General features: G+C 37.6%; 9 protein-coding genes. All 9 read left to right on the top strand.

Translation table 11 applies throughout. From position 1 onward, the window contains the following. The first annotated feature begins 48 nt into the window (after positions 1-48). Complete coding sequence (locus ACYQ21_RS00470; RefSeq protein ID WP_460054034.1) at positions 49-1,233, top strand: ROK family protein; 1,185 nt, start codon at positions 49-51, stop codon at positions 1,231-1,233. Between the two features lie 344 nt (positions 1,234-1,577). Then, on the top strand, positions 1,578-2,657 hold the full coding sequence (chvE, locus tag ACYQ21_RS00475; protein WP_460054037.1) for a multiple monosaccharide ABC transporter substrate-binding protein: 1,080 nt from the start codon (positions 1,578-1,580) through the stop codon (positions 2,655-2,657). A 16-nt stretch (positions 2,658-2,673) separates the two neighbouring features. Next, positions 2,674-4,206 carry a multiple monosaccharide ABC transporter ATP-binding protein gene (gene mmsA, locus ACYQ21_RS00480; protein WP_460054039.1) on the top strand — a complete coding sequence of 511 codons (1,533 nt, stop codon included), beginning with the start codon at positions 2,674-2,676 and terminating at the stop codon, positions 4,204-4,206. Next, a complete protein-coding gene (gene mmsB, locus ACYQ21_RS00485) occupies positions 4,206-5,396 on the top strand; it encodes a multiple monosaccharide ABC transporter permease (protein ID WP_460054041.1) in 1,191 nt (396 codons plus the stop codon). Before mmsA ends, mmsB begins: the two co-directional genes overlap by 1 nt. Positions 5,397-5,634: 238 nt before the next feature. After that, the gene (xylA, locus tag ACYQ21_RS00490) at positions 5,635-6,945 is read left to right on the top strand and encodes a xylose isomerase (RefSeq protein WP_460054001.1); all 1,311 of its coding nucleotides are present in this window, start codon (positions 5,635-5,637) and stop codon (positions 6,943-6,945) included. Between the two features lie 151 nt (positions 6,946-7,096). Beyond that, the gene (locus ACYQ21_RS00495) at positions 7,097-8,764 is read left to right on the top strand and encodes a glycoside hydrolase family 43 protein (protein WP_460054044.1); all 1,668 of its coding nucleotides are present in this window, start codon (positions 7,097-7,099) and stop codon (positions 8,762-8,764) included. Positions 8,765-8,858: 94 nt separating this feature from the next. Next, positions 8,859-10,373 carry a sugar ABC transporter ATP-binding protein gene (locus ACYQ21_RS00500; protein ID WP_460054046.1) on the top strand — a complete coding sequence of 505 codons (1,515 nt, stop codon included), beginning with the start codon at positions 8,859-8,861 and terminating at the stop codon, positions 10,371-10,373. Between the two features lie 92 nt (positions 10,374-10,465). Next, positions 10,466-11,434: an ABC transporter permease gene (locus tag ACYQ21_RS00505; protein ID WP_460054048.1), complete on the top strand. Its 969-nt coding sequence runs from the start codon at positions 10,466-10,468 to the stop codon at positions 11,432-11,434. Positions 11,435-11,484: 50 nt separating this feature from the next. Beyond that, positions 11,485-12,513 carry a sugar ABC transporter substrate-binding protein gene (locus ACYQ21_RS00510; RefSeq protein WP_460054051.1) on the top strand — a complete coding sequence of 343 codons (1,029 nt, stop codon included), beginning with the start codon at positions 11,485-11,487 and terminating at the stop codon, positions 12,511-12,513. The last annotated feature ends 465 nt before the right edge of the window (positions 12,514-12,978 follow it).

The raw sequence follows: 12,978 nt of genomic DNA on the forward strand, positions 1-12,978 counted from the left end.
AAACTTGCTATAATATAATGTAAAGAGGGTTGGACGAGAGGAAGTTAAATGGTTAAAAAAGCAAATCTAGACGCTGTTCGAGAAAATAATCGAAAGTTAGTCCTACAAACGTTGTTCAATTCAGAAAAAACATCGCGGAGCTCTATTTCTAAAGCAGTTGGGTTACAAAAATCAACAGTTTCTTCAATTTTTCTTGACTTAGAAGAAGAAGGATTTGTTCAAGAATTGGGCATCGGAGAATCATCAAATGTGGGTGGTCGTAAGCCGAGTATGATTCGCTTTAATCGCCAATATGGCTACGTTTTAGCTTTCGATATGGGTGTGAGACATCTACGCTACACGATCAATCACTTGAGTGGTGAGACGATTAGCGATGGTGCAATTGAGATTCAATCAAAAAAAGTCGCCCCAGTTTTTGCTGAGATGAAAAAAATCTTCGAAGCGTTAGACATTCAGGATATGGTTAAAGGTCTGGTTGGTATCGCTGTCGCCGTCCATGCACCAGTTCTTAATAATCACATTATTTATAGTCCTTTCTTTGAATTTGAAGATTTTGACTTGGTCGGTGAATTGGAAAAATTGACAAATGTACCAGTCCTCATCGAAAATGAAGCCAATCTGGCTGCTATTTTCTATCGAGACTACCATGTCTATAACGAAGATGCTGCCTACAAGGATTTCATCGCTCTTAACATTCATAATGGGATTGGGATTGGCATTGTTTGTGAAGGCTACGTTTTCAGGGGCGTGGATGGACTTGCTGGAGAAGTTGGTCGTACGATTGTCTATGATGTGAAAGCCAATCTAAGCAGTACCGGGGATTTACCGAGACTAGAGGATTTATATTCTGAAAACGCGATTATTGATCGTGCTGCAGCGATAAAAAAAGTCGACAATTTTTCCCGAGAAGCGTTTTTGGAACTGCTAAAAGATAGAGACTCTGAAGTCATGCCTTTATTAGAAGAATGGACGATGGCCATCGCATCATTCATCTACAATATCAATCAACTTTACGCACCTCAAGCGATCTTTATCACCTCAAGAATTTTTGATGCCTGTCCAGAAATTGCTAAAAAAACTTTGGACAATGTTGACAGATTCAACAGTGTGCATAAACCTGAGCTTATTTTCTCAGATTCATCTCTTCAAGATGCCTCAATGCTAGGTGCTGTCGCTTTGATTTCAAGATATGTGCTGGGCTTACAAGATCATATTTTAAAATTTTCTCTATAAGATGATATCAGGTTAAAAATCTCAAAATTAGAAAAATCGCATGGAACGCGTTTTGAAACGTGATCTCATGTGGTTTTTCTATTTTATATTTACGGATTAAAAGGTATTAATGCTTATAGATTTGTAAGTAGAATAGTTCATATAAAAAATACTTGACAAATTAACTGGAAGCGGTTACAATGGTATATAAGTTGGTTTTGGAAACGAACTTACTCGTAAGTCGTGGACTTACAAAATAGTGTAATAAAAGGAGGAGATGTATAGGTGAGGAATTAAGAGATATAAGGAGATATTAACACAAATAATGGAAACGCTTTCTTTTGCGTAGGATGGAGAAATAAAAAATGAAACTAAAAAAATTAGTATTGCTAGGAGTGACAGCAGTAGTAACTTTAGGACTATTTACAGCATGCGGTAAAAAAGAAGGAGGTGGTAGTGGCAAGACTGTCGGGATTGCCATGCCATCAAAAGCATTAGAGCGTTGGGAAAAAGATGGCAACTACATAGTTGAGCAATTGAAAAAAGATGGTTATAAAGTCGATATTCAGTATGCGCAAGATGTTGTCCCCACACAAGTCTCACAAATTGAAAACATGATTACTAAAGGTGTGGACGTCATATTGATTGCACCAATTGATGGTGAGGCATTAACAGATGTTGTAGATAAAGCTGAAAAACTTAAAATTTCGGTGATTTCTTATGACCGTTTGATTATGAATGCCAAAGGTGTGGATTATTATGCGACATTTGATAATACTAAAGTAGGTCAGCTGCAAGGTCAATATATTGCGGATAAACTTGACTTGAAAAACGCAACGGGGACTTTTAATATTGAACTATTTGCAGGTGCGCCAGATGACAATAATGCACGTTTCTTTTATAGTGGTGCTATGAGTGTCTTGAAACCTTATATTGAATCAGGAAAATTAGTCGTTCGAAGTAAACAAACAGACTTTAATAAAATTGCTATTAAGAATTGGGATGGTGCGACTGCCCAAGCACGTATGGATAATCTGTTAAGTTCTTATTATTCTAGCGAAAAATTGGATGCTGTTTTAGCACCAAATGATGCTGTCGCAATGGGGATTGTTTCATCACTCAAGAGTGTCGGATATGGAAAAGCAGATCGTCCGATGCCAATTATTACAGGACAAGATGCAGAAGCTGCATCAGTTAAATCAATTATTTCTGGCGACCAAACAATGACTGTTTTTAAAGATACAAAAAAATTAGCTGGTGAAGCAGCTCGTATGGTTAATGAGATTTTGACTGAAAAAAAGGTTGGTGTTAATGACGAAAAAACTTATGACAACAACAAAAAAGTTGTGCCAACTTATCTGATTGAACCACTAGTCGTTGATAAAGATAATTATCAAGCAGAATTGATTGATAGTGGCTATTTGAAAGATTCAGATATCAAATAAATAAAGGATAATGAAAATGGCAGAAATCATATTAGAAATGAAAGGCATTATCAAAGATTTTTCCGGTGTCAAAGCATTAAACAATGTGAATGTGAAAGTCGAAAAAGGCGAAATTCATTCACTTTGTGGTGAAAATGGGGCAGGAAAATCAACCCTGATGAAAGTTCTGAGCGGTGTCTATCCTTATGGTGACTACCAAGGAGATATTATTTACAAAGGAAAAACGTGTCAATTTAAAAATATTAAGGATAGTGAAAGTCAAGGTATTGTCATTATTCACCAAGAATTGGCTTTGATTCCGCAACTTTCGATTGCTGAGAATATTTTCTTAGGCAATGAAGTCATCAAACACGGCAGAATAGATTGGGATGAAATGTTCCAACGTGCCAAACTATTCATGAAAATTGTCGGTCTATTTGAAGACCCTAATACTTTAGTTGAAAATATTGGTGTCGGCAAACAACAACTCGTAGAAATTGCTAAGGCGATTTCAAAAGATGTTAAGCTATTGATTTTAGACGAACCAACTGCTGCACTAAATGAAGATGATAGTGAAAATTTGTTGCAGCTACTCTTGAAATTCAAAAGTCAAGGCATCACTTGTATTATCATCTCTCATAAGCTTAATGAAGTCATGGAAGTGGCTGATAAAGTGACGATTATTCGAGACGGTCAGTCGATTGAGACGCTTGAAAAAGGTGAGGGACTGACGGAAGATACCATCATCAAAGGTATGGTGGGTAGAAGTTTGGACAATCGCTATCCTGAGTACACACCATCAATCGGAGACACGTATTTCGAGGTGAAAAATTGGGATGTCTTTCATCCCATTCATTCAGATAGACAAGTGATTAAGGACGCCAATTTTTCAATTAAACGTGGTGAAATTATCGGTATCGCAGGCTTGATGGGTGCTGGACGTACTGAGCTTGCTAAAAGTATCTTTGGGCGTAGTTACGGATCGCATATCTCAGGTCAGGTTTTAAAAGAAGGTAAACCGATTAAGCTTAATACAGTTAAACAAGCTATTGCAAATGGTCTTGCCTATGTGACTGAAGATCGTAAAGGTGACGGCTTGGTCTTGATTGAAAGTATAAATGAAAATATTTCTCTAGCCAGTCTAGATGCTATTGCCAAACATACGATTCTTGATAAAAATCAAGAAATTAAGAACTCAGAGAGCTATAAACGCAAGATGAATATCAAAAGTAACGATATTTTCCAAGTTGTTGGAAGTTTAAGCGGTGGTAATCAACAAAAAGTTGTTCTAGCTAAATGGATGCTGACACATCCAGATATTTTATTCTTAGATGAGCCGACACGTGGGATTGATGTCGGTGCTAAGTATGAAATTTATGCCATTATTCAAGAAATGGCTAAAGCAGGAAAAGCAGTTTGTATCATATCATCAGAACTTCCTGAATTATTAGGTATGTGTGATCGCATCTATACGATGAATGAAGGCAAAATTACAGGTGAAGTTGCTAAAGCAAACGCAACGCAAGAAAATCTAATGCAATTGATGACGAAAAACGAGGTGGCGGTCTAATGGCAACAGAAAAAGCAGCAGTTCCAAATAAAAATATCCTATCGATGTTTTTGGCTATTTTCCAAAAATACAGCATGTATTTCTTCTTAGTCATCATTATGTTGGCTTTTCAAATCTTGAGTAATGGGATTCTCTTGAAACCACTCAATATTACAAATATCATTTTACAAAATTCTTATATATTGATTCTGTCGATTGGGATGGTCATTCTGATAATTTTGAATGAAATTGATTTGTCAGTTGGCTCTATAACCGCATTTGTCGGCGCATTATCTGCGATTCTCTCCATAAAAATGGGGTTGCCTACGATTTTATCAGTTATCATCTGTCTATTAGTAGGCGCAGCAATTGGTGCCTTTCAAGGCTTCTGGGTATCTATTGTTAAAGTCCCTTCATTTATTGCGACCTTAGCGGGCATGCTGATTTTTAGAGGTTTAACAATTGTTGTCCTTGATGGTAAATCATTAGCACCTTATCCAAAGAGTTTCCAAATCATCAGTTCAGGTTTCATTCCGGATATTTTTAAAGGAGATAGCCTCCACTTATTTACCATGCTGATTGCAGCGATAATTGCAGTGGTTTATATGCTATCAACTATTAATAGTCGTAAAAAGAAAGTAGCATTTGGGTCACCAGTTGAAAGCAATCTCATGTTCATCGTTAAAAATATTTTGATTATTATTATTTTGGGATGGTTTGCTTATCTTATGGCACAGTATGAAGGTTTTCCAAATGTCTTGATTATTTTAGCGATTTTGATTCTGGTCTATCGTTTTATTACAAATCAAACAACGATTGGTCGTCATATTTATGCAACAGGCGGTAATGAAAAAGCAGCAGAATTGTCAGGGATTAATACCAAAAAAATCAAATTCTTGATGTTTGTTAATATGGGTGTACTTTCTGCGATTGCGGGGATTATTTTCTCAGCACGTCTCAATGCGGCAACTGCAACAGCTGGAAACGGCTTTGAACTTGACGCAATCGCCGCTTGTTATATTGGTGGTGCATCAGCATCAGGTGGTGTCGGTACAGTTTTAGGCGCTATCATTGGTGGTCTCGTAATGGGCGTCTTAAACAACGGAATGTCGTTATTAGGGATTGGTGTAGACTGGCAACAAGCTATTAAAGGCTTTGTACTTTTACTTGCAGTTGCTTTTGATATTTATAATAAAAATAAATCAAAATAACGATATATCTTGGAAAAATTGATAACTTTTAAAGATATCAATTTTTTTATTTTTAAGAGAGTACTTGATTTTAAAGGATTTTTGAAAAAATATCACGATAATCTAAAAAATTATCAAAAAGTACTTGACAAGTCATTTGAAAACGATTACAATTATCTTTGTAAGTTGGTTTGTCAAACGAACTTTATAAAACTTAATAAACTATGAACTCGCAAAGACGAGCAGGAGGAAGAAAAAAATGGCATATTTTCCAGAGATAGAGAAAATTCAATACGAAGGTGTTGGGAGTAAAAACCCCTTCGCCTTCCGTCACTACAACCCAGAAGAAGTTGTAGAAGGCAAAACAATGAAAGAACACTTACGTTTTGCGATTGCCTACTGGCATACCATGACGCAAGACGGCTCAGATCCATTTGGTAATGCGACCAACCAACGCCCTTGGTTTGGTGCAACACCACTTGAAACAGCCAAAAATCGTGTTGAGGCATTCTTCGAAATCCTAGTTAAATTGGATGCGCCTTACTTCTGTTTCCACGATATTGATATCGCACCAGAAGGTGACACGCTTGAAGAATTTTTCTCAAACTTGGATATCATCACAGACTTAATCAAAGAAAAGATGGATGAGACAGGGATTAAATTGCTCTGGAATACAGCCAATTTGTTCTCAAATCCACGCTTTGTCAATGGTGCAGGCTCATCAAACAACGCCGATGTCTTTGCTTACTCAGCAGCTCAAATCAAAAAAGGTTTGGACATCTCTAAAAAACTCGGCGGTGAAAACTACGTCTTCTGGGGTGGTCGTGAAGGTTACGAATCACTTCTCAACACAGACATGGCACTCGAACAAGATAATATCGCCCGTCTTTTCAAAATGGCGATTGCCTATGGCGAAAAAATTGGTCATAAACCACAATTCTTGATTGAGCCAAAACCAAAAGAACCAACGAAACATCAATACGATTTCGATGCGGCAACAACCCTTGCTTTCATCTTGAAATACAACTTGCAAGATGACTTCAAACTCAACCTTGAAGGGAACCATGCAACCTTAGCAGGTCATACTTTTGAACATGAATTGACAGTGGCACGTATCAATGATGCGCTTGGTTCAATCGATGCCAACCAAGGCGACGTCTTATTGGGTTGGGATACAGATGAGTTCCCGACAAATGTGTTTGATACAACCCTTGTCATGATTGAAATCTTGGAAAACAATGGGATTGCGCCCGGTGGGATTAACTTTGACTCCAAAGTTCGTCGGTCATCCTTTGCGCCAGAAGACTTGTTCCTAGCTCACATTGCTGGATTTGATACCTTCGCTCGTGGTTTGAAAGGAGCAGCAGCGATTCGTGCTGATAAATTCTTGTCAGACCTTAAAGCGAAACGCTATGCCAGTTATCAAACAGGGATTGGTGCCAACATCTTAGCAGACAAGGAAGATCTTGAAAGCTTGACTGAGTACTCACTTAAAAATGGTGCTGCGATTACAAATGACTCAAGTCATATTGAACTTGTGAAGTCACATCTTAATGATTATTTGGTTTAATAGCGTTAGCGCCTAAATATATCAAGTAGTTGAGTCTGTTATACGCATTCAAGCATAAAACTAGTACAGATTTCGGCTAGTTTCAGACTTGAACGAGTATAGACGGCAACTACTCTCTTATGTTTAGGAAAATTAATGGAGGAAAATTTATATGAAAATCCAAAACCCAGTCTTATCAGGTTTTAATTCAGATCCGTCAATCATTCGTGTTGACGATACTTATTATATTGCGACATCAACATTTGAGTGGTTTCCGGGCGTACGCATTCATGCATCCAAAGATTTGGTGCACTGGAATTTAGTGGCACATCCCTTGTCAACGGTTAAGTTGCTCGACATGAAAGGCAATCCAGCTTCTGGTGGCATCTGGGCGCCTGATTTGTCCTATGCTGATGGCAAACTCTGGCTTGTTTATACCGATACTAAAATTACAGATGGCTCATTTAAAGATATGACCAATTATTTGACGACAGCAACTGATATTACAGGGCCGTGGTCTGCACCGATTGAGCTAAATGGCGTTGGTTTTGATGCGTCACTATTTCATGATGATGATGGCCGTAAATATCTGATTCAACAAACTTGGGATCACCGTGAATACAAACATCCCTTTGATGGGCTGACCTTGACAGAGTATGACGCCAAGGCTGAACGACTTTTACCTGAAACAGCTCGGACAGTCTATCGTGGCACGGCTGTTAAGTTAGTCGAAGGACCGCATATTTATAAAATAAATGGCTATTATTACATTTTTGCGGCACAAGGTGGGACTGTTTACACACACGAAGAAGTCGTTGCACGCTCGAAAACCTTGGATACTCTGTCATTTGAAACGCAACCGGGTGAAGTTTTCTTGACGAATTTCGACACGCCATTTAACTATATTCAAAAACAAGGACATGGTGGCTTAGTGGATACGCCTTCTGGCGAATGGTACTATGCTTCCTTATGCGGTCGGCCTTGGCATCATCCGAATGAAAGTCTCACAGAGCCACGCGGTTGGTGTACGTTAGGACGCGAAACGTCAATCCAAAAAGTAGAATGGGATGAAGCAGGTTGGCCACATATCGTTGGTGGACACGGTGGAACAACGGAAGTTGACGCACCAAAAGATGCCATTTTCACAGAAGCGCCAGCCAATCATAACCAATGCAATGAATTTGACGAAAAAGAACTAGACATCAATTTCAATACCTTGCGTGTACCATTTGATGACAAAATGGGAAATATCAATGATGAAGTTCCCGGACATTTGCGCCTTTATGGTCAAGGATCGCTTGAAAACTTCTTTGACTTATCCTTGGTCGCAAGACGTTGGCAAGCCTTTAACTTCAATGCTGAAACGAAAGTCAAATTTAACCCGACGAGCTATCAAGCCATGGCTGGTTTGACAAACTACTATAATGATAAACATTACTCATGGATTTTCATCACTTGGAATGAAATCAATGGTGCCGTCATTGAAGTCGCACAAAATGATCGCGGCAATTACACTTCATTCCTAAAAGATGATGCCATTAAAATTCCAGACGGCACTGAGTATGTTTGGTTTCGGACAAAAGTTCGCAAACGGACTTATACCTATGAGTATTCCTTTGATGGTCAGACTTATCATGAAATTCCTGTCGTTTTGGACGCTGCGATTCTCTCAGATGATTATGTCAATCAAACCATGGGAGGCTTCTTTACAGGTGCTTTTGTCGGTCTAGCAGCAGTAGACTATGCGGGTTATCGGACACCTGCCGATTTTGATTATTTCAACTACGAAGAACTTGAAGATAATGAAGAGAAAGATATTTTTGCTGCAGGTTTAAGATAGATTTTTGATGGAAATTGAGAATATTCAGTAGCTTTGAACTAAAATATTGTTTAAGATAACAAAAATCAAAATATAATCACAAAAGGAGGGTACGATGGCTGATGATGTATTGTTTTCAATGACTGGTATCGAGAAAAGTTTTGGGCCCGTACATGTTTTAAAAGGTGCAAAACTTGAAGTCAAAAAAGGTGAAATTCATGCTTTCATGGGAGAGAATGGTGCTGGAAAATCAACTTTAATGAATGTTCTTGCAGGACTTTTGGAAAAAGATGCAGGAAAAATTGTGTTTGATGGGAAAGAAATTCCTAAAATGACTCCCAAAATTGCAGCGGAACTTGGGATTGGTTTTGTTCATCAAGAATTAAATTTAGCGGAAGACTTGACTGTTGCGGAAAATGTTTTCATTGGAAGATTGCCCTATAAAAATGAGTTTCTAGGTCTTGTGGATTTTAAGAAACTTCATGAAGATACCAATCATTGGTTAAATATGTTAGGTGTCAATGTCAAACCGACAGATTTGGTTTCCAGTCTGTCGACTGCCAACAAACAGTTAGTTGAAATTGCTAAGACACTGAGTCTTAATGCACGTGTCATCATATTTGATGAACCAACGACATCTCTTTCTGATAAGGATGTTGAAGTCCTTTTCATCATTATTAGAAGGTTGAAAGAAAAAGGCTTTTCAAGTATTTATATCTCCCATAGAATGAAAGAAATTTTTGAACTTGGTGAGCGGATTACAATCATGCGTGATGGGGAGTATATCGCAACTGATGAAGTTAAAAATCTGTCAGAAGATGAAATTATCACAATGTTGGTTGGTCGTGAAGTGTCAGACCTCTATCCTAAAGTAGCAAAAGAAATCGGCGACATCTCATTTGAAGTAAAAAATTTGTTTGATAAAAAAGGCAAAGTTGAAAATGTGTCATTCAAAGCTAAAAAAGGTGAAGTTATTGGTTTTTCAGGTCTTGTTGGAAGTGGTCGAACAGAGACCATGCGGCTTTTATTTGGTGCTGATAAGATGAAATCTGGAGAAATCGCTATCAACGGTACGTCATTAAAGTTAAAAACGCCTTCAGATGCGATTAAACATGGTTTAAGTTTTCTAACAGAGGATAGAAAGCATCAAGGTTTAGCTTTAGGTCTCTCTATTAACGATAATATTAATATTGCAAGCTTGGGTAATTTTGTAGTCAGTGATAAAAAAATGAAGGCCATCTCGGATAAATTTGTTAAGGAATTGAATATTAAAGTTTCAAATATTGAAAATCCTGTCTCTAGTTTATCAGGAGGTAATCAGCAAAAAGTTGTACTTGGGAAGTGGTTAAATACTGATAATGATTTTTATATTTTTGATGAGCCAACCAAGGGAATTGATGTCGGAGCTAAGTCTGAAATCTATGACATCATTTCAAAATTAGCCCAAGCTGGAAAAACGATTTTAATTGTTTCATCAGAAATTCCAGAATTACTAGGAACTTGTGATCGCGTATATGTTTTCCATGAAGGTAAAATTACGGGAGAACTTGATATAGCCAACTATACGGATAGAAAAGATCAAGCGCAAGAGTTGATCATGAAATACGCAACTGCAACATATCAAGAATGAAACAAGAAATTTGTTGACTAAAACTAGCATATAAGAACTTGCTTTAGTTTTAGTAGTATTACACTAATCGCTTGTCTAAAGGAGTAAATGTTATGAATAAAACGTCTAAGAAGTTGGATTTACGTTCCCTCTTCATGAATTACTCGGTGTACATTGTACTGATTGTCTTACTAGCTTATTTTTCGATAGCTAATGGTGACTTTCTAAGTACTTATAATATCGAAAACTTTTTGCAACAAGTACCACCTGTTGGTATCTTGACAGTTGCCTATACCATGATTTTGATTTGTGGTTATGTTGATTTATCCATTGGTTATGTTGGTATGGCAGCAGGTATGTTAGGCTTGTTTGCAGCAAATAAAGGCTTACCGGCACCCTTAGTACTGATTGTTGTTTTGGCAACAGGTGCTATTCTTGGAACGATGAATGCTCTATTGATTAAGAAGTTTGATTTACCTTCATTCATCTTGACTTTGGGGTCGAGTTATGTGATTAAAGGGATGCTGGGTTTCTTTACTAATGAACAGTTTATGGGTTCAGATAAAACGTGGTATAACGCAATTGCAACAACACCCATTTTGGGGGATATTTTAAAAAGTAATGCTCTTATCTTTGTTGCTGTTATTTTGATTTTTGCTTTCATGATGAAAAGTACACGATTTGGCAAATATACTTATGCGGTAGGTTCAAATCCAGAAGCAGCTCGCTTGTCAGGTATTGATACAGATAAACACGTTATTAAAGTATTTATCATTGAAGGTATGCTTGCGGCAGTTGCGGGACTTTTGATTATTTCAAACCTTCAAGGTGGCGCTTCGAAAGACGCCAATGGACTTGACTTATTTGCAATGGCGGCAGCAATCATGGGAGGGACATCCTTCTCTGGTGGTATCGGAACAATCGGCGGTGCTGTAGCAGGTATTCTGACGTTACAAGTTTTCAAGAATGGTTTAACCTTAATGGGTGTGAATTCATTTTTGCAAGATACAGTTACTGGTCTTGTTATCATTCTTGCTATTATCGTAGACTATATTAAACGTAAAACAAGTAGCAACACTTAAACTTAGGTAGTTATTTAATTTTTTATAAATCATTTTCATAAGGAGAAAACATGAAAAAAGGAAAATTTATCGTAGGTGCTTTATTGGCTGCAACATTACTTGCAGTTGGCGCAGGCTGTAGCAACAAAAAATCGGGTGGGGCAAGTTCTGATGCTAAAAAAACACTCTACTTTGTTCCAATCGTTGATACTGGTGCATACTGGAATCCGATGAAAAAAGGTGCTGAGGATGCCGCTAAAAAATTGGGTTATACTTTAGTGACTAAGACATCACCTTCTGCTGAGCCAAGTAAAAAAGAAAAACATGTTGGCTTTATCAAAGAAGCGACAGCTAAAGGAGTTGCGGGTATTGCTATCGCGCCAATCGAAAAGAAAGCTTTTGTTAAGCCAATCAAAGATGCTATGGCGAAAGATATTCCAGTGATTACCTTTGATGCAGACTTAGATAATGAAGCTGACCGAACTGCTTATGTTGGTACTGATAATGTTTCGGCCGGAAAGGAACTTGGAAAAAAAGCTGCCGAAGAAATGAAGGAAAAAGGTATTACTAGTGGCTCGATTGCTATTGTCTGTGTAGATGTAGCGCAACCGACTATGATTGCCCGTGAAAAAGGTCTTAAAGAAGGTTTTGAAGAAGTTTACGGTGCAGATACTAAAAACTTCAAATTTCTTGCAACGATTCAAGATGATGACCAACCATCTAAATCTAAATCTCAATTAGAGGGTTATATCTCAGCTAATAAAGATTTAAAAGCTGTCTTCTCACTTGGTTCTGAAGGTCCAGACGTAGGAGTCATGAGCGCGATTGAATCACAAGGGAAAGCTGGTGAAATTCTTCACTATGGTTTCGACTACACAGACACATGGTTAAAAGGCGTTGAAGATGGTAGAATTACAGCCATCGTAGACCAAGATGCTTATCAAATTGGTTATCAAGTTATCGAAAATTTAGTTAAAGCAAGCAAAGGCGAAAAACTAGATAAAACTATTCCAATTGATGTGAAATATGTGAAAGCTGCTGATCTCAAAGCCTATGGTGTTGAGAAAGGTAAAATAAAAACATCTGAAACGGATAAATAATTGCTTTTCAATCCTTCCAAAATATTTTGATCAAGAAGTGAGGGCTGTCAAAGGATAGCCCTTGTTTTTTGAAAGTTATCAAAATTGATAGCTTTTATTGTTTTTATACTCATTTTAAGTAAAGAAAGTGAACAACATTTTTGAGATATTTTTTATCAATTCGAGGCGGACAGGTGTACATCAAGCCTTTTGTCCCACGCCTAAGTGGTACACGGCTATTTATCTAAGCGCTAAAGCGCCAAGATAATAGCCAAACGAAGAAGTGGTGAATCTAGCTAAAAATGTTCGCTTTATTTGCTTACTTAAATGAGTATAATACCATTTTCAAATGATTTAAATCAGAGAGGAATTTAGGATGAGAACATTTAAACTCGGCATACTTGGTGCGGGTGTCATCAGTAGAACCTACCTTGCAGACATCAAAGCATTTTATCAGCAGCTTGAGATTGTCGCCTGTGCAGACAT

The sequence above is a fragment of the Pseudolactococcus yaeyamensis genome (assembly GCF_054658615.1).